The following is a 26,221-nucleotide window of genomic DNA, read 5'->3' as shown; positions in this document are numbered from 1 at the left end:
TGCGATCCAAGTGCCGCCGGGGTCTCTGCCACCGGCGTCCGGGAATAGTAAGCGGCGTGCCCGGGTAAGGCACGCCGTGGTGAGGCGATCGCCTCCTTTGCGCTCAGATTTAGCGCCCGCCGCCGTCCGCGATCTCCTGACGGCGACGGTCGAGATATTCGGCACAGGCCGTGGTCAGTTCGTCCACCTTGCCTTCGTAGAAGTGGTTGGCGCCTTCCACGATCTGCTGCTCGATGGTGATGCCCTTCTGCGTCTTGAGCTTGTCCACGAGCTTCTGGACGGACGTCGGCGGTGCCACGCGGTCCTTATCGCCGTGAATGATCAGGCCCGAGGACGGGCAGGGGGCGAGGAACGAGAAGTCGTAGAGATTCTCCGGCGGGGACACCGAGATGAACCCCTCCACTTCCGGACGGCGCATCAAAAGCTGCATGCCGATCCAGGCGCCGAAGGAAAAACCGGCGATCCAGCACCCGCGCGACTCGCGGTTGATGATCTGCAGCCAGTCGAGCGCGGCCGCCGCATCGCTGAGTTCGCCGATGCCGTGATCGAATGCACCCTGGCTGCGGCCGACGCCGCGCGAGTTGAAGCGCAACACGGAAAAGCCGCGTTCTGCGAACATATAGAAGAGGTTATAGACGATCTGGTTATTCATCGTCCCGCCGAACTGCGGATGCGGATGAAGAACGATGGCGATCGGTGCGTTCGGCTCCTTGCCCGGCTGGTAGCGGCCCTCGAGGCGGCCTTCGGGGCCATTGAAGATGACTTCAGGCATGGGTTTGTTTTCCGGCCTTTTTGGCTGTGTATTAAACGGAGTTTTCCAGTCAGTTTAAGGGCAGCGCGCCGCTTGACTAAGCGCGGGCCTCTCCCTAAAACATGGGTCGGAAAACCAGTTTAGAATTGTTCGAAACTCGGTTTTGGCCGTGCAACGGCCATGTGAGCGCCCCTTGTAATGAAATTGGGCGGCATAATTCAAGGATTGTTTGGTCCCAGGTGCGCGGGAGCGTCCCATTGGGAGCATGGCAGGTATGTTGGGCAATGGGGTCCGGTTAAGCGCAATGGCGAGACAGAACGTCTATCTCGATCACAATGCAGCCTCGCCGCTTCGTCCAGAAGCGCGCACGGCGCTGCTTGCCGCGCTTGATCTCACGGGCAATCCGTCATCTGTCCATGCCCACGGCCGCGCCCTGCGTGACACCATCGAGACCGGCCGTCGTCAGGTGGCAGGGCTCGCCGGCGCCGAACCGCGCCAGGTGGTATTCACCGGCTCGGCGACCGAGGCCATCACCCAGGCCATTGTCGGCGGGGCAAAGATGTTTGCGGCAAGCACCATCGCTGTCAGCGCTGGCGATCATATCGCCGCCCCCCAAGCGGCCAACGCGACGGGCTTGCCTGTCATCTCCATCGGTCTTTTGCCAGACGGCCGCATTGATCTCGATCAATTGGCGAAGATATTGGCGGAAGCCGAGGGAAATCTTCTCGTCTGTGTGCACTGGGTCAATAACGAGACCGGTGTTGTTCAGCCGATCGGCCGTATCAGCGCCATGGTCGGACCCACGCGCCACACGCTTCTGGTCGATGCCGTCCAGGCCTTTGGCAAGCTGCCTCTGGATTTTGCGGCCTCGGCACCCGATATGATGGCCATTAGTGGCCACAAAATCGGTGCGCCTTCGGGCATTGGTGCGCTGCTTGTTAAGGGCCATGCCGACACTGTGCGTCTCATCCCTGGTGGCGGTCAGGAACAGGGTCGCCGTGGCGGCACCGAGGCCTTTGCGCTGATTGCAGCCTTCGGCGCCGCAGCAGAGGCTGCGGGCAATGACGACTGGACCCGTCTTCAGGGTCTCGTCGACACACTCGAAGCCGGTCTTAAAACTCTCGCGCCCGACGTTGTCATCTTTGGCGCGGAAGCCGAACGGGTCGGCAGCGTGGTCAACTTTGCCATCCCGGGCCTCAAGAGTGCCACGGCCATGATGGCGCTCGATCTGCAGGGTCTGTCGGTCTCGTCCGGCTCTGCCTGTTCGTCCGGCAAGGTGAGCGTCAGCCACGTTCTGCTTGCTATGGGCGTTGCGCCGGAGCTCGCCGAATGTGCTCTGCGTGTCAGCTTCGGCTGGAATTCCACGGAAGAGGATGCGACAGCGTTCCTTTCCGCACTTGAAACCATTCTGGCCCGCCAAAAGCGGTCCGGCCAGGCGGCCTGACGGTCGCCCATACATGTATCGTCCACGGCGGCCTTGACCCGCCGAGGGGCAAGAAGGAGAAGCCTGATGGCGGATTACGATATTCCGACGCTCAAGGAAGAAATTGACCGGGAGACGGTCGAGCAGGTTCTGGCGCTCGACGTCGACAAGTATAAATACGGCTTCGAGACCGACATCGAAGCCGATACGTTCCCGGTTGGACTGAGCGAGGAGACGGTCCGCCTGATCTCTGCCAAGAAGGAAGAGCCCGAGTGGATGCTCGAGTGGCGCCTTGAGGCGTTCCGCCGCTGGCAGACCATGGAAGAGCCGGTTTGGGCCAAGGTCCACTATCCCAAGATCGACTTCCAGGCGATCAGCTACTACTCGGCCCCGAAGAACTTCAACGGCCCAAAAAGCCTCGATGAAGTTGATCCCGAACTGCTGGCGACCTATGCCAAGCTGGGCATTCCGCTCAAGGAACAGGCGATCCTCGCCGGTGTCCAGGGTGCGGCCGAGAGCGTCGGTACGCCGTTCGGCGCCGGTGTCGCTGTCGACGCGGTCTTTGACTCCGTCTCCGTGGTCACCACCTTCCGCGAAGAGCTGGCCAAGCATGGCATCATCTTCTGCTCCATCTCTGAGGCGGTGCGAGAGTACCCCGAGCTGGTCAAGCAGTACATCGGCTCGGTCGTTCCGGTCACCGATAACTACTACGCGACACTGAATTCGGCTGTCTTCACCGATGGTTCCTTCGTCTACATCCCCAAGGGCGTGCGCTGCCCGATGGAGCTGTCGACCTATTTCCGCATCAACGAGAAGAACACCGGCCAGTTCGAGCGCACGCTGATCATCGCCGATGACGACAGCTACGTGTCCTATCTCGAAGGCTGCACCGCGCCGATGCGCGACGAAAACCAGCTCCATGCTGCCGTCGTCGAGCTCGTCGCCCTCGACAATGCCGAGATCAAATACTCCACCGTCCAGAACTGGTACCCCGGCGACAAGGATGGCAAGGGCGGCATCTACAATTTCGTCACCAAGCGTGGCGATTGCCGTGGCGTCAATTCGCACATCTCATGGACCCAGGTTGAGACCGGCTCCGCCATCACCTGGAAATACCCGAGCTGCATCCTGCGCGGCGATGGTTCGCGTGGCGAGTTCTACTCCATCGCCATCTCGAACGGCTATCAGCAGGTCGATAGCGGCACCAAGATGATCCATCTGGGCAAGAACACGTCCAGCCGCATCATCTCCAAGGGCATCGCTGCCGGCTTCTCGGACAACACCTACCGTGGCCAGGTTTCTGCCCACGCCAAGGCCAAGAACGCCCGCAACTTCACCCAGTGCGACTCGCTGCTCATCGGCGACAAGTGCGGCGCCCACACGGTTCCCTATATCGAGAGCCGCAACGGCACGGCCGTGTTCGAGCACGAAGCCACCACCTCCAAGATTTCCGACGACCAGATGTTCTACTGCATGCAGCGCGGTCTCGACGAAGAAGAGGCAGTTGCCCTCATCGTCAACGGCTTCGTCCGCGACGTGCTCCAGCACCTGCCGATGGAATTCATGGTCGAAACCCAGAAGCTGATCTCGATCAGCCTCGAAGGCAGCGTCGGCTAACCACAAAAATCGCGGCTCACTCCCACCTCTCCCTTCGGGGGAGAGGTTGCCCCGAAGGGGCGGCGAGGGGCCTTTGTTAAAGACACTGGCGCCGAGACGGCAGCCAAATCCGGAGTTAGAAATGACCACTCCCGTTCTTGAAATTCGCAACCTGCACGCCCGCATCGAAGAGCGTGAAATCCTCAAGGGTGTGAACCTCATCATCCCGCCCGGCCAGGTCCACGCCATCATGGGCCGCAACGGTTCGGGCAAGTCGACGCTGAGCTATGTCCTTGCCGGCAAGGAAGACTATGAGGTCACCGAGGGCGAAATCCTGCTCAACGGCGAGAACATCCTCGAGATGGAACCGGCCGAGCGCGCTGCCGCGGGCCTCTTCCTCGCCTTCCAGTACCCGATCGAGATCCCGGGCGTAGCCACCATGACCTTCCTCAAGGCGGCCATGAATGCCCAGCGCAAGGCCCGCGACGAAGCCGAGCTGACCACCCCTGAGTTCATGCGTCTGGTCAAGGAAGCCGGCGCGGCGCTCAACGTTGACAGTGCCATGCTCAAGCGTCCGCTCAACGTCGGTTTCTCCGGCGGCGAGAAGAAGCGCGCCGAGATCATGCAGATGGCACTGCTCAAGCCCTCCCTCGCCGTGCTCGACGAAACCGACAGCGGTCTCGACATCGATGCGCTGCAGGTCGTTTCCCAGGGCGTGAACTCCCTGCGCGACGGTCAGCGTTCCATGCTCGTCATCACCCACTACCAGCGCCTGCTGAACCATATCGTCCCGGATGTGGTGCATGTGTTCTCGGACGGCCGTATCGTCGAGAGCGGCGACAAGGATCTGGCCCTCCAGCTCGAAGCCAAGGGTTACGCTGACTTCGACGGTCAGGCGGCTTGAGCATGAGCGCCCGTTTCCCCGTCCGCCTCGGTCCGGTTGAAAACACCCTGATCGAACAGCTGAAGTCCCTCGGTGCCGATCAGGTCGCCGAGCGGATCACCGTTGCCGGTCTGCCGACCCGCCGCGTCGAGAACTATCACTATACCGACCTGAAAACCCTGCTGCGGGCCATGCCGCGCCTGGCAAATCCCGCCAATGAGGCCAGCGCTCCGGCGCTGCGCGTCGCCGGTGCTTATCAGCTGATGATCGCCAATGGCGTCGTTCAGACGGCAGCGACGGCTCCGGCCGGCGTCATCGTCGGCAAGACCCATGGCGGTGTTCTCACCAACCGCGACGATGTCATCGTCAACGTTAGCAATGCGCTAGCAAAAGAAGCCCTGACGCTAACACTTGAGGGCAGTGTCGATCCGGTCATCCAGATCGATCGGCGCATCGAGGGCGTGGCCGCTCATGTCTCTGACGCGCTGAAGATTTTCGTCGCCGATGAGGCTTCGGCTGTCATCCTCGAGACCTTTTCGGGCTCCGACGCCGCCCATGTCGGCAACCACGGAACCTATGTGGCCCTCGGCAAGAACGCTAGGGTGACGCACATAACCGTCAACCTAAGTGCTTCTGAAACCACGCACTTTGCCACCAACGAGTATCGTCTCGCTGACGGCGCCCAGTTGCGGACCCTGATCATCCACGTTGGCTCCAAGCTCAGCCGGACCAACATCTATCCGATCATGAACGGGGCAGGGGCTCACGCCGACGTCACCGGTCTCAACCTCGTCACTGGCGAACAACACGCTGATATCACGATGGAAACGCTGCACGCCGTGGCGCACACCACGTCGCAGCCGCTGTTCAAGTCCATCACCCGTGGCCGTGGCACCGCCGTCGTCCAGGGCAAGCTTGTCGTCGCCCGCGATGCCCAGAAGACCGATGCGAAGTTCATGCATCAGGGCCTGATGCTCTCCGACGAAGCGCAGATCCTCTCCAAGCCGGAGCTGGAAATCTACGCCGACGACGTCGTCTGCGGCCATGGCTCGACCTGCGGCAAGATCGATGAAGATAGCCTCTTCTACCTCGTCAGCCGCGGTATCCCGAAGGCCGAGGCCGAGACCATGCTGGTCCGCGGCTTCATCGCCGAAGTGCTTGATCCTGTTGAAGATGAAGGCTTGGGCGAAGCCCTTAACGGCGTCGTCGACGGCTGGCTGCTGGCCGGCAACTGAGCTGAAACTCTCCCCTCGGGAGAATTGTGAAGCGAGAAATGTCCAGTGTGGCGCTAAAAGTGCCACATCGTCTCCCTCCCCCTCGTGGGGAGGGATCAAGGGTGGGGGGCTCCTCCACGAGGACCAGACGTAGATGACCTTCGACCTCAATAAAGTCCGCGCCGACTTCCCGATCCTGTCCGAGCAGATCCATGGCCACCGCCTGGTCTATCTCGACAGCGGCGCCTCGGCACAGAAGCCGGTCCAGGTCCTCGACCGGATGGATTATGCCTTCCGGCACGAATACGCCAATGTTCACCGTGGCTTGCACACGCTCGCCAACCGCGCCACCGAGGCCTATGAGGGCGGCCGCGAAAGCGTCCGGCGCTTCCTCAATGCCGGTCGCGTCCAAGAGATCATCTTCACCCGCTCGGCCACCGAGGCGATCAACCTCGTCGCCCAGTCCTTTGCCGGTCCGCGCATCAGCGAGGGCGACGAGATCGTCACCACGATCATGGAGCACCACTCCAATATCGTGCCCTGGCACTTCCATCGCGAGCGCAAGGGCGCGGTGATCAAGTGGGTCGACGTCAAGGATGATGGCAGCCTCGATCTCGCCGCCTTCGAGCAGGCGCTGACCGACAGGACCCGCATCGTCGCCATCACCCACATGTCGAACGTGCTGGGAACCATCAATCCGATCAAGGACTTGATCGCGATTGCTCATGCAAAGGGAATTCCCGTCCTGATCGACGGATCGCAGGGCGCTGTCCACACCAAGGTGGATGTTCGCGACCTCGACGCCGATTTCTACATCATGACCGGCCACAAGCTTTACGGCCCCACCGGCATCGGCGTGCTCTACGGCAAATACGATCTCCTTGCCGAAATGCAGCCCTATCAGGGCGGCGGCGAGATGATCGAGACGGTCACCCTCGAGGGCGTCACCTATAATGAGCCGCCCCATCGTTTCGAGGCCGGCACGCCGCCCATCGTGCAGGCGATCGGCCTCGGCGCCGCGCTCGACTACATGGAAACCCTCGGCCGCGACGCCATCGAAGCCCACGAGGCCGAGACTGCAGAATACGCCCGCGAAAAGCTGAGCCGGATCAACTCCCTGCGCATGATCGGCACCGCGCCGGGCAAGGGTGGCATCTTCTCCTTCGAGGTCGCCGGGGCTCACGCCCACGACGTCGCCACCATCCTCGACCGCTACGGCATCGCCGTTCGCGCCGGCACCCATTGCGCCCAGCCCCTGCTCAAGCGATTTGGCGTCACCTCTACCTGCCGGGCCTCCCTCGCCCTATATAATGGCAAGGACGATGTGGATGCGCTGGTCGATGGCCTCGAGCGCGCCCAGAAATTTTTCGCATAAGGCGAGACGGAAATGACAGACGAAAACACAACTGCTTCGCCGGAAGACGTTCGCATCACGCCCACCATGCCGGCCACGCTTCCGGAAGGTGAGGTCGAGCGCATCACCACCGAGCTGATCGGTGCGCTCAAGACCGTCTATGACCCGGAAATCCCGGTCGATATCTATGAGTTGGGCCTGATCTACAAGGTCGACCTCGATGACGACCGCAACCTCACCATCGACATGACCCTGACCGCTCCCGGCTGTCCGGTTGCCGGCGAAATGCCCGGCTGGGTGGAAAACGCCGCCCGCAGCGTAGAAGGCATCCAGGACGTCACCGTCAACATGGTCTTCGATCCCCCGTGGGACGCGACCCGCATGAGCGAAGAAGCCCAGGTCGCGCTGAACTGGTGGTAATCCCGCGCGTTTCGTCCTATATATCGTGAAACGCCGATAAAAGGTGGACCTGTCCATGCCCTTCAAGATCATGTCGCTGACCGATGCCGCTGCCGAGCGCATCACCGAGATCATCGAGGATTCGGACACGCCCGTCGTGGGCCTGCGCGTCGGCATCAAGAATGCCGGCTGCGCTGGCGTCTCCTACACCATGGATTATGTCGAGCAGCCGATCGCCGGCGATGACCATGTCGAGGACAAGGGCGTCAATGTCTGGGTCGATCCCAAGGCCACCATGTATCTCCTCGGCACGGTGATGGATTTCGAGCAGTCGAAAATGGGCTCGAGCTTCACCTTCAAGAACCCCAACCAGACCGGCGCGTGCGGTTGCGGCGAAAGCGTCACGCTCGCCGCAGCAGACCTCAAGGCCCTCGCCGAAGCCCGGGCAGGGGCCTGAGTTTTATCCCCTCCTGGCCTTCTCCTAAGCAGGGGGAGGGATCGATCGAGTTTGCTGCGATATCCGTTGAGCCACGGAAAGACCCCTCCTCCTGTCAGGGGGAGGTTGGGTGGGGGTACTCCAAGAAACTCCCCAATTGCCACCCGCGACGGTTTGTCCTAACACGACACCATGCCAAACGCTCTCCCTCCCGCCTACGCCATCGTCCCGCCCAATCGTCCGCTTTCGGGCCGCGTTTCGCCGCCCGGCAGCAAGTCGATTACCAATCGCGCCTTGCTCCTCGCGGCCCTCGCGAAGGGCACGAGCCGCCTGACCGGTGCCTTGAAGAGCAAGGACACCGTGCTGATGGCCAAGGCCCTCCGGGAGATGGGCGTCGAGATCACCGAGCCGGATGCGACGAGCTTTCTCGTCACCAGCGTTGGCCGCCTCACGGCGCCCGCCGCGCCTCTGTCTCTCGGCAATGCCGGCACGGCCACCCGCTTCCTGACGGCCGCCGTTGCGACCATTGATGGCACCGTCATCGTTGACGGCGACGAGGACATGCGCCTCCGCCCGATCCGTCCGCTGGTCGATGCCCTCAACCAGCTCGGCATCGACGCCGAGAGCCCCACCGGCTGCCCACCTGTCACCATCCGGGGCACGGGCCGCTTCGGCAAGGGCCGGGTCGAGATCGACGCGTCGCTCTCAAGTCAATATGTGTCGGCCCTGCTGATGGCCGCCCCCTTCGGCGATGGCCCCATTGAGATTGCCCTTGCCGGAAAGGACATCGGGGCGCGCGGCTATGTCGATCTCACCATCGCCGCCATGCGCGCCTTTGGCGCCGATGTCACCGAGAACGGCGAAGGCGCCTGGCTGGTCCAGCCGACGGGCTATAAGGCTACTGATTTCCATATCGAACCCGACGCTTCTGCCGCCACCTATCTCTGGGGCATCGAGGCGCTGACGGGCGGCAAGATCGACCTCGGCGTCTCAGCCGACGCCTTCACCCAGCCTGATGCTGCCGCCCAGGCCATCATCGCGTCATTCCCCAACATGCCCGAGATCATCGACGGCTCGCAGATGCAGGACGCGGTTCCGACCATGGCGGTTGTCGCGGCCTTCAACAACCGCCCCGTGCGCTTCGTCGGCATTGCCAATCTACGCGTCAAGGAAACCGACCGCATCCGCGCCGTCGCCAATGAACTCAATCGCATCCTGCCCGGTCTCGCGACCGAAGAGGGCGATGACCTCATCGTCGCGTCCGATCCGGCCCTTGCCTCCCAGCTTTCCGGACGGAACTCGCGGATCAAGATCGAAACCTACCACGATCACCGCATCGCCATGAGCTTTGCGCTGGCCGGTTTGCTGGTGCACAACATCGTTATTCTCGATCCGGCCTGCACAGGCAAAACCTATCCGGATTATTGGACCATGCTGGCCGGCCTCGGGGTCGAGCTTCAGCCGGACGGTTAGCCGCCCAGCAGCCTGAGGGAGCGGCAACAGCACGCCGACTTCATGCCGGACGCATGGGGAAGCGTGACCGACCTTCCAACTTCAGGAAGCTGTGGTTCGTCGACATCACCCCGCTTGTCCGGGTGATCCACGCCAAGGCAAGGCGGCTTTGGGGATTGGCTGGGCTCAGCTCGTCCGGGACGTACGACATCCCTCCACGCCGTTTAGCGCGCCTACCGAAAAGCTTAGGCGGCCGAGACGCCGGTCCGGATATCCTCGAGGACGGCCTCGTAGGTTTCCTCAGTGACCACGCGGTTGCGGCCGGCATGCTTGGCCGCATAGAGGCAGCGGTCGGCGCGCTCGAAGAAGGCCCCGGAGCTTTCGTTCGACCGGAACAGGGCAATGCCGAACGACGCGGTGATGCGTCCCAGCTTCTCATTGGTCGAGCGCTTGAGCAGTTCCTTGGCGTGAATGGCCTGGCGGATATTTTCGGCCACGATTGATGCGCCCTTGAGGTCGGTCGAGGGTAGCACCGCAACGAACTCTTCGCCGCCATAACGCGCCGCAATATCGCGGCCCTTGATGTTGGACTTGAAGGTCATCGCCACCAGCCGCAACACCTGGTCACCGGTCTGGTGGCCGAACCGGTCGTTGAACGACTTGAAGTGATCGATATCCGCCAGGATCAGGCACAGCGGATTGCCCGATTGCCGGGCGTCGGAAACCGCCTCGCGCAGGCCATCGTCAAAACTCTTGCGGTTGGCAATCTTGGTCAGCGGATCGAGCAGCGACTCGCGCCGGACATCGTCGAGGTCTCGCTGCAGCGCCGCAATGTCCTCGCGAGAGGCTTCGAGCTTCTGCTCCAGGGTTCGGTTGGTATCCTGCATGCGCCGCGTTTCGGTCAACAGGCGCGCGGCAAGGATCTGCAAATCCTCGGCGCTGATCGCCCGTTCCAGATCGCCCTGCGCAGATTGCAGGGAACCGGAATAAGCGTTCGCCGTGGCCATGGCCGTATCGATTGCGTCATGCACGTCCTGGATGCGGACGTGCATCCGCTGGGACACCATGGACATGCGGTCGTTGACGTCCGAGCGGAGGAACTCTTCGTAGAGGGTTTCGGCCAGAGTGGTCGTCGGCGCCTGTCCGCTGGCGAAGATCGCATTGATGCGGTTGTTCAGCGCCGGGTTTACACCGGTCGCATATGTGTAGAGGAGTTCATAGAATTGGGGGTAGGGGGGAATACTGCCCCGCTTCAGCAAGTCGAGTGCTGACAGGCCATAGGCCAAAGCGCGTTCGAACTCGTGATCGGCCACAGACTTCCCCACGTAACCGGCCCCCCAGCGTCTGGCTGAGAAGGTAGAGCAAATATATCCCCCGCCGTCTACTGCTGAACGCGGGTGTCGCGTTCACAACAGTATTGACCGCGGCCCCCAATATACTTGCTCGCTTATCTACTCTGATAAGCGAGTCGGACGAAGAAGAAATGCAGGAATCGGTCCGGCGTCGCCAAAGGCGGACGTGTCGGATGATGTGCTTTCTTCTGGTCGCTTTGCCGGACGACGCCGGCTGTTCGAACTTGGCGCTGTCTGTTCGACCCGTACGACTTCGGGCTCGGGCGTAGTGACAGCAGCCGCAGGTGCCGAAGCCGAAGCAGGAGCCTGAACCTGAGCTGCATCCGCCTTGGTGCGCCGCCGCGATGGCCGCTTGCGGCGCTCGGTGCCGGTGCTTTCCACGTCGCTTTCACTCGCGGCTTCGGCCGCGGCACGCGCGGTTTGCGGTGCTGCAACCTCTAGCCATTCGATCGGCTTTTCGATCAGCTTCAGAATGGCGTCGAGATGCTTGCTGTCGGCCGAGCTGACCAGGGTATAGGCCACGCCGGAACGGCCTGCGCGACCGGTGCGGCCGATTCGGTGCACATAGTCTTCCGCGTGCACGGGCACGTCGAAATTGAACACGTGGCTCACGGCCGGGATGTCGAGGCCGCGGGCAGCAACGTCACTGGCGACCAGCAGGGTCAGTCGATCGCCCTTGAAGGCGTCGAGCGTTTCCATGCGGCTCTTCTGGTCCATGTCGCCATGGAGCGCACCGGCCGAAAAGCCGTGGCGTTCGAGCGAGCGGGCGAGGGTCGCTACGTCGCGCTTGCGATTGCAGAAGATGATGGCGTTGGTCAGGCCTTCGGAGGCGCGGATCCGCTCCCGCAGCGCCGCGCGCTTTTCGTCAGGCTTGGACGAAACCTTGACCAGCTTCTGGTCGATGGTGTCGGCAGTCGAAGCCGCACGGGACACCTGCACGTGCACGGGATCCTTGAGGAACTTCTTGGTCAGCTTCTCGATCTGCCCGTCCATGGTTGCCGAGAACAGCATGGTCTGGCGACGGGGCGGCAGGCGATTGACGATCTTTTCGATGTCATCGATGAAGCCCATGTCCAGCATGCGGTCGGCCTCGTCGATCACGAGGATCTCGACGCCGTTCAGCATGATCTTGCCGCGCTCGATCTGGTCGAGCAGGCGCCCAGGGGTCGCGATCAGCACGTCCACACCGCGGTCGAGCTTCTTGTTCTGGTCTTCAAACGACACGCCGCCGATGATCAGGGCCATCGTCAGACGGTGGTTCTTGCCGTACTTCTCGAAGTTCTCGGAGACCTGGGCAGCGAGTTCGCGCGTCGGTTCGAGAATGAGAGTGCGGGGCATGCGGGCCCGGGCGCGGCCATTTTCCAGCAGCGTCAGCATCGGCAGCACGAAGCTCGCCGTCTTGCCGGTGCCGGTCTGGGCAATGCCGATCAGGTCCTTCTTCTCCAGCAAATGGGGAATGGCCTGGGCCTGAATTTCAGTAGGGCGTGTATAGCCCGCCGCTAGAACGGCATCGGTAACCTTGCTGGAAAGGCCAAGGCTGGAGAAATCGTCGGTCAACGTCGGTCGATCCACTCAACGGTTTTCCGGTTGCAAACCGCCCGAAACACTCGGGTCGGCATTCCGGACTGGAAAGCGAGTTCCGCCTGAACGCGAAGCGTAATTCGCCTGTGCGGATGAAAAAGCAAAAAGTCGGTTATACATCCGCAACGGGTAAGGGCGCAGACACGGAAAAACCTGTAGTCACCGCCCCAGAAACATTGAGGCGACCGCGCGCACGCAAGCGTGACGCCGGGAGGCATATCAGTGCTCTTGCGGCGCGGACCATAGCGCAAAGGCCTACTCTGTCAACGCTTTTGGCGAAATCAAGGCTGATTGAGGTTAAGGAGCCCATCTTTTCTCCCCTCACTCGCTGGCCGAGCGCGCGCTGCTGCTGCGGGCGACAACGCGCGGGGTGACGACGAACTGGTCCGGCTCGCTGCGTCCATTGATCCGCTCGATAAGGAGTCGCGTCGCCTGCAGCCCCAGGATTTCCCCCGACTGGTCGATACTGGTGAGGCTGTTCTGGGCGAAGTCGCAGAACACCGTATTGTCATATCCAACGATGGCCAGATCGTCCGGAACGGAGAGTCCGAGCTCGGTCGCGACGCTGATCGCCTCAAAGGCCATGAGGTCGGTCCAGCAGAAGATGGCCTCCGGTCGATCGGGGCCGTTGAGCAGTCGACGCAGCACCACCTGCACATCTCGCAGCATCTGCGGCGCCCGCACGATATTGATTTGCTCGCCTAGGCCACGCTCCACCATCTCCATCCGGTAGCCGATCTCGCGCTGCTGGATGACCGATGATGCCGGCTGCTCGAGGCTGAGCATGGCGATCTTGCTGTAGCCATTGGTGATCAGGTGCCGGATCGCAAGGCGGGCACCCAGCTGGTCGTCATTATTGACCACGTCGAAATGCCGGCCGGTGTCCTGATGGTGCCCGATCAGCACCAGGGGGAGGCGGGCGGCGATTTCCTCCAGCCGTTCGGCCTGTTCGTTCGGGCCGATCAGGATCAGCCCATCCATCTGCCGGTCGACCATGGCGTCGACAAGCGCGTGGACCGAATGGCTGATCCCCTGCATCGCCTGGTATTGCGTTCGCTCCAGCGCTGCGTTCACTCCGGCAAATATGTCGGCAAAGAACGGATTGCGCAGATCCGGGAAGATCAGCCCAATCGTGTAGGTCCTGCCGCGCAATCCGCGCGCCGCGGTCAAAGGTCGATAGTTGAGCTTGTCCATCGACGCCTGGACCTTTTTCCGCAGGGCGTCGCTGACGCCATAGGCATCGCGCAGGACTTTCGAAACAGCGGCAACGGATACGCCTGCATCCGTAGCGACATCGCGAATGGTAATCCGGGGAGTGCGGCCAGCTGCCGGTTTTTTCTGCATGGGACCTCGTTTCAACCAGTTTCGCACCTAATCGAAAAAAATCCTATTGCGAAGCCGTCAAAATTGTAGAACGCTGCACGTAGAACAGTTTACACCGCGAAAAGCGGCTGAGGAGAGGCCCCGTGCTGAACGAAACCAATGTCGAGCTCAATGCGGGCTCGCCCAATTCCCGTCGCGCCTGGGCCGCCAAAATGGTCCGTCCGCTGTCCGATAAGGGTGTCGGCACGCCCGCGAGCTTCGTTTCCAAGACTTTTTCCCTGTCCGCCGTCACCGGCGCCGAGTCGCTCGATATCTCGGCGCTCGGGCTCTATGTCTGCTTCATCAACGGCAAGCGCGTCGGCCAGGACATCCTCACGCCCGGCTGGACCAGCTATGATGTCCGCCTGAGCTACCAGACTTATGCTGTCGCCGATCTCCTCGTGGCCGGCGAAAACCGCATCGAGATCTGGCTCGCCGACGGCTGGCTGCGCAGTCAGCTGATGTGGGGCAAGTTCCCGATCCACAATACATGGGGCAGCGATATCGCCGCCTTCGCCGAGCTCCGCTCCGCCGCGAATGGCGCGGGCGACCTGCTCCTTGCCACCGACAGCTCCTGGGAAAGCGGCGAACTTCCTGTCCGCAAGTCCGGCATCTATTTCGGCGAGATTTTTGACGCCCGCATAACCCCCGAAGTCTCCGCCGGCACCGCCGAGATCGACTTCGACACCGCGCGCCTCGTCGCCCACGAAACCACGCCGGTCCGCGAACTCGAAGCCCTGCCGATCGCCAAGCATTGGCAGGACGCCGAAGGCCGCCAGATCTTTGACTTCGCCCAGAACATCGGCGGCTATGTCGCCTTCGACGTCACCGGCAAAGCCGGGGCGAAGGTGCTCGTCGAACACGCCGAAGTCCTCGACAAAGATGGCAATTTCTACAACGTCAATTACCGCACCGCCGAAGCCCGCCTCGAATATACGCTGAGCGGGCAGGGCACCGAGCACTATCGTCCGCTCTTCACCTTCCAGGGTTTCCGCTACGCCCGCGTGACCATTGAGGGCGAGGCCACCCTTGGCGCCATCACTGCCGTGCCGATCAGCTCGGTCACCGAAGCAAAGGCCAGTTTCACCTCCGGCAGCCCGCTGGTGAACCGCCTTTTCCTCAACACGCTCTGGTCCCAGCGTGGCAATTTCATCGAAGTTCCGACGGACTGCCCGCAGCGCGACGAGCGTCTCGGCTGGACTGGCGACGCCCAGGTCTTTGCAGGAACGGCCTGTTATCTCGGCGAGGTCCAGGGCTTCTTCCGCAAATATATGCGCGACCTCATGGTCGACCAGCGCGAAGACGGCGCGGTGCCGCACGTCGTTCCCGACCCGACCCGCCTGCAGCCCGAATTCTATCCCGGCTTTTTCGGCTCGACCGGCTGGGGCGACGCCGTTCACATCATCCCCTGGCAGATGTATCTGCACTATGGTGACACCGAGATGCTCGCCGAAGCGCTTCCGGCCATGGTCAAGTGGGTCGATTTCGTCTGGTCGATCAGCGATAGCCCGATCGTCTCGCCGCCACGCGAATGGGGCGCCCGCGGCTTTACATTCGGTGACTGGCTGCAGCCCAAGGGTCCCAGCGCCAAGCCGTTGCCCACCATCGGCGATGACGCCGCCGCAACCATCTATCTCTACATCGCCGCCAACTCGGTCGCCGAGATCGCGCGGATCGCGGGCGATGCGGCCACAAGCGCGCGGATGGGCAAGATCGCCGCTGACGTCAAGGCGGCCTTCGTTCGGGAGTTCATCACGGAGTCCGGTCGTCTCGCCTATGACGATCAGACCTCCTATGCGCTCGCCTTCGTCCACGACCTCATTCCGGCGGACAAATACGAAGCCGCCAAGCGCCACTTCAAGAACACCATCGACCGCGCTGAGTGCCGCATCGGCACCGGCTTCATCGGCACGCCGGCGCTGCTGCCGGCCTTGGTGAAAATCGGTGAGTGGGGCCTCGTCAGCGAGCTCTTCCTCCAGGAAGAAGTGCCAGGCTGGCTCTATCAGGTGAAGATGGGCGCCACCACGATCTGGGAGCGCTGGGACGCCATCCAGGCTGACGGTTCCATCTACAATCCGCAGATGAACTCCTACAATCACTATGCCTATGGCGCGGTGTGCCAGTGGCTTCTCGAGGGCGTAGCCGGCTTCCGTCCGGACGCTGGTGATCCGGGCTTCAAGACCATCGTTTTCGAGCCGATCATCCTGCCTGATCTGTCCCCGGTCGCTGCCCGGCACGATAGCCCTGCCGGCCAGATCAGTGCCGCCTGGTCCATCATCGGCGAAGCAGTCCGCTACGAGATCGAAGTGCCAGCGGAAAGCCACGGCGTCCTGCGTCTCGCTGCGGCCTATCGCGATGCGACGCTCGACGGCCAGCCTCTGTCGGCCACCGGCGACGTTTCGCTGTCCGCAGGCCGGCATGTCATCACGTTCAATTATGCAGCCCCTTCGCGCCGTGAACGCGCAAAGCCGCATGTAAATGCGAACACGCCATGATGGCGCTATAGCAAAAATTTCAACTTGACCCGAAAAGGGTCCCAAGGGAGGTGCCTACCATGACCAAAACGAAGTTTCTCGCGCTCCTCAGCGCCAGCACGCTCGGCATGATGCTGACGGCCAGCGCCGTCAGTGCCCAGCAGTCCGGCAATCTGAGCTTCCTCGTCGACAACGGCCCGCAGTCGGTCGCCGTCGCCGAAGCCTGGGTTGCCGCCTTCACCGAGCAGAACCCCGACGTTTCCATCGACATGGAAATCCGCCCCGGCGGCGGTGACGGCGACAACATCGTCAAGACCCGCCTTGCCACCGGCTCCATGGCCGACGTGTTCTTCTATAATTCGGGCTCGCTGTTCCAGGCGCTCAACCCGACGCAGAACCTCCTGCCGCTGACCAATGAACCCTTCCAGGCCAATGTCCAGGACAGCTTCAAGTCCGTGGTTTCTGCGGGCGGCGAAGTCTATGGCGCCCCCTTTGCACCAGCCATGGGCGGCGGCATCTTCTACAACAAGCCTCTCTACGAAGAGCTTGGCCTCGAAGTTCCAAAATCCTGGGACGAGTTCATGGCTAATAACGAGAAGATCAAGGCTGCCGGCAAGACCGCCGTTATCCAGACCTATGGCGAGACCTGGACCAGCCAGCTATTCGTCCTGGCCGATTTCTTCAACGTCCTCGCGTCCGAGCCCGATTTCGCCGAGCGCTACACCAATAACGAAGCCAAGTTCGCCACCAGCCCGGCGGCGCTGCGTGGCTTCGAAAAGCTCCAGGCGGTCTATGAGGGCGGCTACCTCAACGAAGACTTCGGCGCTGCCACCTATCCTGATGGCCTGCGCATGGTCGCGACCGGCGAGGGTGCTCACTATCCAATGCTGACCTTCGGCATCGGCGCCATCGCCGAGACCGTTCCTGATCACATCAACGACGTTGGCTTCTTCGCCCAGCCGGGTGACAGCGTCGACAGCAACGGTCTGACGACCTGGATGCCGGACTCGGTCTATATCGCCAAGTCGACCGCCAATGCCGATCTGGCGAAGGCTTTCGTCGCCTTTATCGCCAGCCCCGAAGGCTGTGATATCCGCAACGAAGCCGTCGGTGCGACCGGTCCATATATGATCGCCGGTTGCGAGATCCCGGCCGACGTGCCGCCCGCTGTTGCCGACATGCTGCCCTACTTCCAGGAAGGCGGCCAGAACGCTCCGGCCCTGGAATTCCTTTCCCCGATCAAGGGTCCCGCTCTCGAGCAGATCACGGTTGAAGTGGGCTCGGGTATCCGTCCCGCCGCCGACGGCGCTGCCCTCTACGATGAGGACGTGCGCAAGCAGGCCCAGCAGCTCGGCCTCTCCGGCTGGTAAGCACTTGTCATTCGACGGCCTGGGATGTCTCCTGACACCCGGGCCGTATCATCAAGGAGAAGGCGATGGCTGTTTCCAGCGTAGCCAGCATGGCCGACGCGCCAACCGGCATTCCTCCGGTCAAGCGCCGCTCAGCCTATCCCGGCTGGTTCTTCCTGCCAGCGGCCGTTATCTACTCGGTGCTGTTTCTCGCACCCACATTCGCCTCGCTCTATTTCAGCCTGACGCGTTGGACGCTGTTTGACGCCACCTTCATCGGGCTCGACAACTTCGCGCAGTTCTTCCGCGAACCCTTCCTGATCCAGGGCTTAGTCAATACGGTGGTCTATGCCGTCGTCACCTCTGGTCTGAAAGTCATTCTGGGCATGGCGCTTGCCGTGATGTTGACCAGCCAGATCGTGGCCCGCGGCTATCTGCGCTCCATCATCTTCTTTCCGGTTCTGGTCTCGACGGTCGGCGTCGGCATCACCTTTACCGTGCTCATGCATCCCACTGCGGGTGCCATCAACGAAACCCTGGCGCTCATCGGCATCAAGGGACCAGGCTGGCTCGTCGATCCCAAGCTGGCGCTCTATTCCGTCGCTCTCGTCGACGTCTGGAAGGGTGTGGGGCTCGCCACCGTCATCTACATCGCCGGCCTCGTCGCCATCCCCAAGGATTACTACGAAGCTGCGCGCATCGATGGCGCCACCAAGTGGCAGAACTTCCTCTATGTGACGCTGCCGCTCAGCCGGCCGGCGACCGCCACCGTCATCACCCTGTCCTTCATCGGCGGCCTGCGTACCTTCGATCTAATCTGGGCCATGACCAAGGGCGGTCCGGGCTTTGCATCCGATACCGTCGCCTCGGTGATCTACAAGCAGTATCAGGCCGGCTTCTACGGCCTCTCGACGGCAGGCAATGTGGTGCTCTTCGTGCTCATCGGCGTCCTCGTCGTGCCTTTGACGATGTTCCTCAATCGCAAGCAGGGCCACGAATGAAATCGCGCGCTTCCCTTGTCGGCGGCCTGGCCGCCATTGCGGCGACCTTCGTCGTCTTCGTCATTCCGTTCATCTTCATCATCCTGATGGCCTTTAAGGACAAGCAGCAGTCATCCCTGCGCGACTTCTCCTGGCCGAACGGCTTTCACCTCTGGGACAATATTGTTCAGGTGGTGCAGACCCGAAACTGGATGCTGATCACCGCCTTCATCAACTCCAGCCTCATCACCGTCGCCAGCGTCACGCTGCTTATCATCTTTGCGGCCATGGTCGGCTTCGTGCTGGCCCGCCGCAAGACGCGCTGGAATGGCATGATCGAGTTCCTGATCCTCGCCGGCCTCATGATCCCGCCCGCCGTGGTCCCGACCATCTGGCTGCTGCAGGGCCTCAAACTCTTCGGCACGCTGCATGGCATGATCCTGATCGAAGTGGCCTATAATCTGCCGTTCTCGATCATCCTCTACCGGGCCTTCATCGCCACCATCCCGCGCGAGCTGGATGAAGCCGCCATCATCGATGGGGCGCGGCCGATGGACGTGTTCTTCCGCGTCATCCTGCCGATGCTCTGGCCGGTGACGGTGACGAACATCGTGGTGCAGTCGGTGGGCATCTTCAACGATTTTACCAACCCGCTCTATTACCTGCCGGGCAATGCCAACGCGACGGTGCAGCTGACGCTCTTCAACTTCCAGAGCCAGTTCAGCACCGCCTATAATCTGCTCTTCACCAACATCCTTCTCATCACTATCCCGCCGCTGATCGTCTTCATGTTCTTCAACCGCCAGATCGTGGCGGGCATGACAGCCGGCGCGGTCAAAGGGTAGGGCGATGACACCAACATTCTCACCGAGGGAGATCTGAGCCGTGGCCGGACTTGAGCTCAAAAGCATCTACAAGGCCTACGGCAGTGTCGAGGTCATCAAGGGCGTGGACCTGTCGATCGAGCATGGCGAGTTCGTCGTCTTCGTCGGCCCCTCGGGCTGCGGAAAGTCGACGCTCCTGCGCATGATCGCCGGTCTCGAGGAGATCACCGGGGGTGAACTCTATATCGGCGACAAGCTCTGCAACAATGTCGAGCCGCGCGATCGGTCCATCGCCATGGTGTTCCAGTCCTATGCGCTCTACCCGCACATGACGGTCTACGACAATGTCGGATTCGGACTGAAGCTCGCCAAGACCCCCAAGGACATTCGCGACCAGAAGATCCGCGAAGCCGCCCGCATCCTCAAGATGGAGCATCTGCTCGATCGAAAGCCCGGCCAGCTGTCGGGCGGCCAGCGCCAGCGCGTCGCCATCGGCCGTGCCATCGTCCGCCAGCCGGAAGTCTTCCTCTTCGACGAGCCGCTCTCCAATCTCGATGCGGCCCTGCGCGTCGACACCCGCATGGAGATCGCCAAGCTCCATGCCGATCTCGGCGCGACCATGATCTACGTCACCCACGATCAGGTCGAGGCGATGACCCTGGCCGACAAGATCGTCGTCCTCGACGCTGGCGTCGTCCAGCAGGTCGGCGCGCCCATCGAACTCTATCAGCGTCCCGCCAATCTCTTCGTCGCCGGCTTCATCGGGTCGCCCAAGATGAACTTCGTCGAAGTCACGGTCGACGCGGTCGAAGAGGGGGCCATCGTGGTCAGTGGCAAGGATGTCGCCAATCTTCGCGTTCCAGCGCAAACTGAGGGCGTCAACGTTAACAGTCTGCTAACATTAGGTGTCCGTCCGCACGACCTTTCGCCCTCATCCAGCGGGGCGATTGTCGGGCGCGTTGGGCTTGTCGAACGGCTTGGAAACGAGACTATCGTCAATGTCGAACTGGCCTCGGGCACCCAATGGCTCGCCGTTCTGGATGGCGATCAGGCCCTGCGCATTGGCGAAAGCCTGGTCCTCGCCGCGGACCCGGCCAAGGCCGTACTCTTTGATAAATCAGGGAAATCTCTACTCCCGCCGATATCCGTCGGATAGCGTTGAGAAAGCCCCGGGTGACCGGGGCTTTTTTTTGACAGCGCCGCCGCCCAAACTTGTCGAATTGCGCGGCCGCGGATCGTCGTGCCTGCATGGAGGAGGCCAGCATGTCGCTCGATGCTATTGAAGTCATTACACTATTTGTTCCGAACCTCGACGAGGTGCGGGATTTCTACCAGCGCATTTTCGCGGTCGAGATCGTCCATCAAGACGACGTTTCGGCTGTCTTCGGCTTTGCCGGGACCATGATCAACCTCCTCGCCGAGCCCCAGGCTCCCGTACTAGTCGACCCCATGCAAATTGGCAGCATCTCGGATGGTCCCCGCATGCTCCTGACCATCCTTGTTGACGACGTCGATGCAGAATACGAGCGATTACAATCACTTGGAGTGCGCTTCCTCAACGGTCCGATCAACCAGCCCTGGGGTCGGCGGACGGCAGCTTTCGCCGATCCCGGCGGTTTCGCGTGGGAAATCGCACAGTTCACGCCCGAAAAGTGAATTGCACTGATCGTTCGTTGGGGTGGAGGGTAGCGGCCCACTGACAGGCCCTGTCGCCACGATAGTCTAAGGTCCATTTCCACCAGAGGTACGCTGCCCGCCGCTTCGCAAGGATGCCCTTATGAGCCCGTTTCATCAGATCCTGAGCAATAACCTTGTCGCCAACATCACCAATTTCACGGTGTGGTTTGCCCTGACATTCTGGATTTTTATCGAGACGCAGTCGGTATTTGCGACAGGTATGGTGGCCGGCATCTTTCTCGTTTTCACCGCAGCCTGTGGCTTCTGGTTCGGCAGCATTGTCGATCACAACCCCAAGAAGGCGGCGATGCAAGGGTCGAGCATCGCCTCCTTCTTTTTCTATCTCATCAGCACGGCGCTGGTTTTCCTTGAACCCGAAGGGGCCTTCGCCGATCCCTATGGTGCCTATCTCTGGGGTTTTGTCTTCGTAGTGATGCTGGGCGTGATTTCGGGCAACCTCCGCATCATCGCGCTTCCCACCCTGGTGACGATCCTCATACCGGAGGATCGGCGTGACAAAGCCAATGGGCTCGTGGGCATGGTGAGCGGCATAGGCTTTCTAACCACCTCTGTCATAAGCGGTTTCTTGGTGGCCTTTGGGGGAATGAAGCTCACGCTGATCCTGGCCCTTGGCTTTACCCTTCTGGCCTTCGCCCATCTCCTTGTGCTGCGGCTAGACGAAGGCCGGGTCGCCCCCAGTGCCGACGTTCCTCAAGAGCCCAAGCGCGTCGATATCGCCGGCACGATCCGCGTGATCGCAGCGGTTCCCGGGCTGTTCGCCCTCATTTTCTTCGCCACTTTCAATAACTTCCTCGGTGGCGTGTTCATGGCCCTGCTGGACGCCTATGGGTTGTCGCTGGTGTCCGTAGAGGTCTGGGGCCTGACGTTCGGGGCACTTTCAACGGCCTTCATCATCAGCGGCATCATCATTTCCAAAACCGGACTGGGCAAAAATCCGCTCAGAACGCTGCTGACGGTCAACATCATCACCTGGTCGGTATGCTGCGTCTTCACCGTACAGTCGTCCATCTGGCTGCTGGCCGCAGGCTGCTTTGTCTGGATGTTCCTCGGGCCTTATGCGGAAGCTTCCGAGCACACCACTCTGCAAAAGGTGGTGCCGCTGGAAAGACAGGGTAGGGTGTTCGGGTTCGCCCAATCGGTAGAACAATCGGCCTCGCCCTTGACCGCGTTCATGATCGGGCCTCTGACCCAGTTCATCTTTATCCCGCTCATGACAGACGGGGCCGGTGCCGATGCCATCGGCGACTGGTTTGGCCGAGGGCCCGAGCGCGGCATTGCTTTGGTGTTCACCATCGCCGGCTTCATCGGCCTGATCGTGACAATCATCGCCTTCAACTCAAGGGCTTATCGGGATTTGTCCGCCGCCTATGCCACGCAAGGCGACGATGAGGGGGATAATGACGGGGCAGCCATGGCGGCAAGCCCCGTCTGATCTGCTCAGGCCGGGACCGCGCCGGTCGGGGCCAGATCCTGGTTCTTTGGCGGAAACGCCAAGGCCAGCGCCGCTGCCGCAAGACCGATCACGGCAGAACTGACGTAGAGCCAGTGATAATCGCCAAACGTATCGAAGATCCATCCGCCCCCGATTGGCCCAAACGCCATGCCGATGCTTGAGGTCATGGTGATGCCGCCGAGGACCGTGCCCATTACCTTGGGGCCGAAATAGTCCCGTGCGAGCACGGCGTAGAGCGGCATGACCCCGCCATAGGCGAGCCCGAGCACCGCGGCCAGCGCATAGAAGTGGCTGAGTTCGCTGACATAAATATAGGTGTAGATACAAGCGGCCTGCAGAACCAGCCCACCGATGATCACCCGTTTTACCCCAAGCTTGTCGCCGAGAACGCCAAAAATCACCCGCCCGAAGAGTCCTGCGAAACCCTCGACGCTATAGATGCTGGCCGCGGCAATGGCGGAGGCAGGCGCCTGCCGCTCGATATTGGCAAGGGTCAATTATTGCCAACAAAAAGCCCCCGCGCTGGTGGCGCGGAGGGTATGCGCATGGCGTCAACGGCGGCGGAGATTAGTGGCGAAATTCCTCACTGCCGGCCCAATGATCATTGTCAGCAGGGCCTTCTTCGTCCTCGTCGTAGAACGCGTCTTCACCCGTCAATGCCTGCTGGGCATCGATATCGTCAGGCGCAAGGGCGTGCAGGTGATCGGACGGATCATCGGAGAGGCCAGGCTCAAGCGCGAAGTTGTCGTCGCTCGTTGACTGATCGCCGCTCAGCTCCTCGATCGCGCGATCGATTTCATCCATCATCGCAGCGGGGTCCTGGTCACCCCAGTCGCCGCTTTCGCGGGCCGCGGCCTCATCGCGCATTTCGCGCAACTGCGTCAGCCGTTCTTCCACGCTGAGTAGGCCATTGAACACAAGGTCTTCGATTTCAGTCTGGCTGTAAGGCTGTGCGATGCCGGGCTGGTCCGCATTATCGAAATTGGTTTCCTGCGGCAGTACACCGCCATGGTCATGTGTCTGTGCCATTTCAGTCTCCATGCGATGATAAGCTCTCCACACAACGTCGGGCGGGCCCAGTCGTTCGATCATGCATGAGAATGTGAACGCTGCGCCCGATCCAGTTTGGGGGTGCATCCAACATAGGTCCTGACGCGTTCCTGATACCCATTGTTTCCGGGCGCGATCCTGGGCTATGGCTCGCCGTTCAGGCCTCGGAGGAATTCAGGTGAGCGTCGCTTTCACGAAAGAAGACAGTGCCGAGACAGCATCGGAAACCATGCTGCCCGAGCGGTCGATACCGGATGGACCAAATCTGGTCACCGAGGAAGGCCTCGCCCTGCTTCAACGCGATCTCGAGGCGGCCAGGGGCGCCTATGAAGCGGCAATGGGGGTTGACGATATCAACGAGCGGCGCCGCCTTGCGGCGACACCGTTTCGCGATATTCGATATCTCTCAGAACGCGTTCGAACCGCCCAGATTGTTCCGCCGTCACCTGCAGACGGTACGGTGCGCTTTGGCAGCACGGTGACCTTCGAGCGCGAAGATGGTCGCATCCAGACCTACCGGATCGTCGGTGACGATGAGGCAGACCCCAGCAGCGGCACCATTTCCTTCCGGTCGCCCATTGCTCGTGCGCTGATGGGCAAGACCGTGGATGAAGTCGCTTCTGTTGCTGGGGGCGACGTGGAGATCGTGAGTATCAGCTAGGGCGTCGCACTGCTTCAAGCCTTAAAACTCTTCGCTGTTCTCGGCGCTGTCTTCAGTGTGCCGCCAAACAATTTCCTCGTCCGTTCCGGGGTCTTGGACGATGACAATTGAATGGGGGTCGCCGCTGGTTCGGGCAGCGCCGATAGCGGCCTCGATTGCCTCGAAGCGGTTGTCGAACGGCGCTGTGATGCTGCCCTTGTTGGTAAACTGCCACTTTGCGTCGCGTTCATAGACGATGAAGTGTGACTGGCTCATCTTTTCCTCCGCCGGCCATAACGCACACTCCAGCGTGGCCGTTGCTGACCGGTTGAAAAAGATAGCAAATGCTACCTTGCGAAGGAACGTGATCAGGTCACGAACGGCATGATGTCGACGGCGTCGCCGGGGAAGATCCTGAAATGCGGATGATCTTCGAAAAGGCGCGCGGCGGCTTCGATGCTATCGGCCTCGACAACGACATAACCACAGATCGCGTTGGTAGCAGCAGCTACGCCGCTCCGGCTGACACGCAGCGTCTTGCCAACCATGCCGCCAGGGTCGGCGAAAGCGGCTGAATGGCGCTCTTCCCATTCTTGCCACTTCGGCAGCCCTGCGGCGTCGATGGCGTCCTGATCCGATTTAGGCATGGCGCGGAAACGAGCGAGATCTTCCGGTTGCATGGTGTAGACGGCGAGAAAGCGGGCCATGTGGATTTCCTCCGTAAGATGAGCTTATCGTCAGGACGAATGAGTGCCAGCGGTTTCGACGTGGCAATCATTTTGGCTTGATCACTTGCGTCGTGAAAGAGTTTGTTAAGACCGTTCGCGTCCGGTAGCGGCTGATTTTATCTCCGCGGACATCACACCATGCGCCTCTTCCTCACTGCCGCCACCTGCGTTGCGATGATTGCTCCGGTGGCGGCCGAGCAATGGCGTTATGAGGGAGGGGGAACGCCGATCGCCTATGTCGACAATGGCGACGCGCAGTTCCAGTTCGCCTGCCGTGGCGGCGTACTCGCCATGGGATTCTGGGTGCGCACCCCGGACAAAACGATTGCCGTTGCTTCGGCCACGAGCGCGGCCATTACGCCCGATGCAGCCACGGCTTCGTCAGCGCTGTCGGGGAATACCAGTTTTGCGCAGGACATGCCGCTGGTTCACCTCGACGGAAGCTCGGTCATTGTGCGTGGGCCGGTGGCGCGGCAGTGGGCACGGATTGCCCAGAATGCACGGGCGACCATTCGCGTGGCCTTCGTGCGATCAAAAGGCGGGATTGGCTTCGAAGCCGTCGATCCCAACATGTTCGGGGCGAAGGGCTCAAAGTCGACCATCGCCAGAGTGCTGCAAAACTGCCCCTGACGCGGGGAGGGGCAAATCTTGCGGCTGGTGCCAGGCGTTGCTTACGCCCGGTAGCAGCGCAGGAACTTCAGCGGTTCCGGCGGATATTCGGTATCGGCCGCCGCGGTTCCGAATATTTTCAGAACAACGTCTTCGCCAGCGATCACCGTGCCGAAGGCAGCAAAGCCCTGGCCGTCGGGATTGCGCATGCCGCCAAAATCGAGTTGGGGCTGATCACCGATGCATATGAAGAATTCCGAGCTGGCGGTGCCAGGATCGAAACGCGCCATCGAAATGGTCAGATGCTTGTGCCGGAGCCCCGTTGTCTCTGTAGTTTCGTGAGCAATCGCGGGGAAAGCAGACGGGTTGTCCTCGGATGCCTGAGGGCCCCACTGCACCACTTCGATCTTGTGGACGGTCTCTGCCGGCTGGTTTGCCATGGTGACGATACGGTAGGCGGTCGAGTGGTCAATGTGACCGCCATCGACATAGGCCAGGAAATTGGCGGCAGTGATGGGGGCATTTTCGGTGTCGACCGACACTGTGAAAGCGCCGAGCTCGGTCTCGATATTTACGGAAACGGGCAAGAGAGGCATCCCTTTAGAGAGGCTCC

Annotated in this window: 26 protein-coding genes; 17 read left to right on the top strand and 9 right to left on the bottom strand. The window is 61.4% G+C overall.

All coding sequences use genetic code 11. The annotated features are described in order from the left end of the window. Positions 1 to 109 precede the first annotated feature (109 nt). Positions 110 to 772: an alpha/beta hydrolase gene (locus NYQ88_RS12260; RefSeq protein ID WP_275651417.1), complete on the bottom strand. Its 663-nt coding sequence runs from the start codon at positions 770 to 772 to the stop codon at positions 110 to 112. A 283-nt stretch (positions 773 to 1,055) separates the two neighbouring features. Here NYQ88_RS12260 and NYQ88_RS12255 point away from each other — a divergent pair, with 283 nt between their 5' ends. From NYQ88_RS12255 to NYQ88_RS12220, 8 genes are all read left to right on the top strand, one after another. Continuing rightward, complete coding sequence (locus NYQ88_RS12255; RefSeq protein ID WP_275651416.1) at positions 1,056 to 2,195, top strand: aminotransferase class V-fold PLP-dependent enzyme; 1,140 nt, start codon at positions 1,056 to 1,058, stop codon at positions 2,193 to 2,195. A gap of 66 nt (positions 2,196 to 2,261) precedes the next feature. Continuing rightward, positions 2,262 to 3,791 (top strand): Fe-S cluster assembly protein SufB, encoded by a 1,530-nt coding sequence (sufB, locus tag NYQ88_RS12250; protein ID WP_275651415.1) that lies wholly within the window; start codon positions 2,262 to 2,264, stop codon positions 3,789 to 3,791. Between the two features lie 121 nt (positions 3,792 to 3,912). Then, positions 3,913 to 4,674: a Fe-S cluster assembly ATPase SufC gene (sufC, locus tag NYQ88_RS12245; protein WP_275651414.1), complete on the top strand. Its 762-nt coding sequence runs from the start codon at positions 3,913 to 3,915 to the stop codon at positions 4,672 to 4,674. A 2-nt stretch (positions 4,675 to 4,676) separates the two neighbouring features. Further along, a complete protein-coding gene (gene sufD, locus NYQ88_RS12240) occupies positions 4,677 to 5,888 on the top strand; it encodes a Fe-S cluster assembly protein SufD (protein ID WP_275651413.1) in 1,212 nt (403 codons plus the stop codon). 133 nt (positions 5,889 to 6,021) lie between these two features. Further along, a complete protein-coding gene (locus NYQ88_RS12235) occupies positions 6,022 to 7,242 on the top strand; it encodes a cysteine desulfurase (protein ID WP_275651412.1) in 1,221 nt (406 codons plus the stop codon). A gap of 66 nt (positions 7,243 to 7,308) precedes the next feature. Continuing rightward, on the top strand, positions 7,309 to 7,641 hold the full coding sequence (locus NYQ88_RS12230; protein WP_275654919.1) for an SUF system Fe-S cluster assembly protein: 333 nt from the start codon (positions 7,309 to 7,311) through the stop codon (positions 7,639 to 7,641). Positions 7,642 to 7,696: 55 nt separating this feature from the next. After that, positions 7,697 to 8,077, top strand: a complete 381-nt coding sequence (locus tag NYQ88_RS12225) for an iron-sulfur cluster assembly accessory protein (RefSeq protein WP_275651411.1) — start codon at positions 7,697 to 7,699, stop codon at positions 8,075 to 8,077. 171 nt (positions 8,078 to 8,248) lie between these two features. Continuing rightward, a complete protein-coding gene (locus NYQ88_RS12220) occupies positions 8,249 to 9,529 on the top strand; it encodes a 3-phosphoshikimate 1-carboxyvinyltransferase (RefSeq protein ID WP_275651410.1) in 1,281 nt (426 codons plus the stop codon). A 224-nt stretch (positions 9,530 to 9,753) separates the two neighbouring features. Here NYQ88_RS12220 and NYQ88_RS12215 read toward each other — a convergent pair whose 3' ends face one another. From NYQ88_RS12215 to NYQ88_RS12205, 3 genes are all read right to left on the bottom strand, one after another. After that, positions 9,754 to 10,821: a GGDEF domain-containing protein gene (locus NYQ88_RS12215; RefSeq protein WP_275651409.1), complete on the bottom strand. Its 1,068-nt coding sequence runs from the start codon at positions 10,819 to 10,821 to the stop codon at positions 9,754 to 9,756. A gap of 138 nt (positions 10,822 to 10,959) precedes the next feature. After that, the gene (locus NYQ88_RS12210; RefSeq protein WP_275651408.1) at positions 10,960 to 12,417 is read right to left on the bottom strand and encodes a DEAD/DEAH box helicase; all 1,458 of its coding nucleotides are present in this window, start codon (positions 12,415 to 12,417) and stop codon (positions 10,960 to 10,962) included. Between the two features lie 345 nt (positions 12,418 to 12,762). Further along, the gene (locus tag NYQ88_RS12205) at positions 12,763 to 13,785 is read right to left on the bottom strand and encodes a LacI family DNA-binding transcriptional regulator (RefSeq protein WP_275651407.1); all 1,023 of its coding nucleotides are present in this window, start codon (positions 13,783 to 13,785) and stop codon (positions 12,763 to 12,765) included. Between the two features lie 191 nt (positions 13,786 to 13,976). On the opposite strand from NYQ88_RS12205, the gene NYQ88_RS12200 reads away from it, so the two are divergent. From NYQ88_RS12200 to NYQ88_RS12170, 7 genes are all read left to right on the top strand, one after another. Continuing rightward, on the top strand, positions 13,977 to 16,298 hold the full coding sequence (locus NYQ88_RS12200) for an alpha-L-rhamnosidase (protein WP_275654918.1): 2,322 nt from the start codon (positions 13,977 to 13,979) through the stop codon (positions 16,296 to 16,298). A gap of 107 nt (positions 16,299 to 16,405) precedes the next feature. Beyond that, a complete protein-coding gene (locus NYQ88_RS12195; RefSeq protein WP_275654917.1) occupies positions 16,406 to 17,647 on the top strand; it encodes an extracellular solute-binding protein in 1,242 nt (413 codons plus the stop codon). A 65-nt stretch (positions 17,648 to 17,712) separates the two neighbouring features. After that, on the top strand, positions 17,713 to 18,627 hold the full coding sequence (locus NYQ88_RS12190) for a sugar ABC transporter permease (protein ID WP_275651406.1): 915 nt from the start codon (positions 17,713 to 17,715) through the stop codon (positions 18,625 to 18,627). After that, complete coding sequence (locus NYQ88_RS12185; RefSeq protein WP_275651405.1) at positions 18,624 to 19,451, top strand: carbohydrate ABC transporter permease; 828 nt, start codon at positions 18,624 to 18,626, stop codon at positions 19,449 to 19,451. The genes NYQ88_RS12190 and NYQ88_RS12185 overlap by 4 nt, the downstream gene beginning before the upstream one ends. Before the next feature lie 40 nt (positions 19,452 to 19,491). Beyond that, positions 19,492 to 20,586, top strand: coding sequence for a sn-glycerol-3-phosphate ABC transporter ATP-binding protein UgpC (gene ugpC, locus NYQ88_RS12180; RefSeq protein ID WP_275651404.1), 1,095 nt, complete (start codon positions 19,492 to 19,494; stop codon positions 20,584 to 20,586). A 107-nt stretch (positions 20,587 to 20,693) separates the two neighbouring features. Next, the gene (locus tag NYQ88_RS12175; RefSeq protein ID WP_275651403.1) at positions 20,694 to 21,086 is read left to right on the top strand and encodes a VOC family protein; all 393 of its coding nucleotides are present in this window, start codon (positions 20,694 to 20,696) and stop codon (positions 21,084 to 21,086) included. Between the two features lie 121 nt (positions 21,087 to 21,207). After that, positions 21,208 to 22,560 (top strand): MFS transporter, encoded by a 1,353-nt coding sequence (locus tag NYQ88_RS12170; RefSeq protein WP_275651402.1) that lies wholly within the window; start codon positions 21,208 to 21,210, stop codon positions 22,558 to 22,560. Between the two features lie 5 nt (positions 22,561 to 22,565). Here the strand turns inward: NYQ88_RS12170 and NYQ88_RS12165 are convergent, their stop codons facing one another. Next, on the bottom strand, positions 22,566 to 23,078 hold the full coding sequence (locus tag NYQ88_RS12165; RefSeq protein WP_275651401.1) for an MFS transporter: 513 nt from the start codon (positions 23,076 to 23,078) through the stop codon (positions 22,566 to 22,568). 70 nt (positions 23,079 to 23,148) lie between these two features. After that, entirely contained in the window at positions 23,149 to 23,610 is a 462-nt protein-coding gene (locus NYQ88_RS12160) for a hypothetical protein (RefSeq protein ID WP_275651400.1), read from the bottom strand. A gap of 199 nt (positions 23,611 to 23,809) precedes the next feature. Here NYQ88_RS12160 and greA point away from each other — a divergent pair, with 199 nt between their 5' ends. Continuing rightward, positions 23,810 to 24,292 (top strand): transcription elongation factor GreA, encoded by a 483-nt coding sequence (gene greA / locus NYQ88_RS12155; RefSeq protein ID WP_275651399.1) that lies wholly within the window; start codon positions 23,810 to 23,812, stop codon positions 24,290 to 24,292. Between the two features lie 21 nt (positions 24,293 to 24,313). Here the strand turns inward: greA and NYQ88_RS12150 are convergent, their stop codons facing one another. Both NYQ88_RS12150 and NYQ88_RS12145 read right to left on the bottom strand, forming a co-directional pair. Next, the gene (locus tag NYQ88_RS12150) at positions 24,314 to 24,547 is read right to left on the bottom strand and encodes a hypothetical protein (protein ID WP_275651398.1); all 234 of its coding nucleotides are present in this window, start codon (positions 24,545 to 24,547) and stop codon (positions 24,314 to 24,316) included. Between the two features lie 92 nt (positions 24,548 to 24,639). Continuing rightward, positions 24,640 to 24,978: a hypothetical protein gene (locus NYQ88_RS12145; protein WP_275651397.1), complete on the bottom strand. Its 339-nt coding sequence runs from the start codon at positions 24,976 to 24,978 to the stop codon at positions 24,640 to 24,642. Positions 24,979 to 25,137: 159 nt separating this feature from the next. On the opposite strand from NYQ88_RS12145, the gene NYQ88_RS12140 reads away from it, so the two are divergent. After that, positions 25,138 to 25,629 carry a hypothetical protein gene (locus tag NYQ88_RS12140; protein ID WP_275651396.1) on the top strand — a complete coding sequence of 164 codons (492 nt, stop codon included), beginning with the start codon at positions 25,138 to 25,140 and terminating at the stop codon, positions 25,627 to 25,629. 41 nt (positions 25,630 to 25,670) lie between these two features. Here the strand turns inward: NYQ88_RS12140 and NYQ88_RS12135 are convergent, their stop codons facing one another. After that, a complete protein-coding gene (locus NYQ88_RS12135; protein ID WP_275651395.1) occupies positions 25,671 to 26,195 on the bottom strand; it encodes a peptidylprolyl isomerase in 525 nt (174 codons plus the stop codon). Positions 26,196 to 26,221: the final 26 nt, after the last annotated feature.

Origin of the sequence: Devosia sp. SD17-2, from assembly GCF_029201565.1 — a bacterium.
Classification (GTDB): Bacteria; Pseudomonadota; Alphaproteobacteria; order Rhizobiales; family Devosiaceae; genus Devosia.
This window is presented reverse-complemented; position numbering and strand designations above follow the sequence as displayed.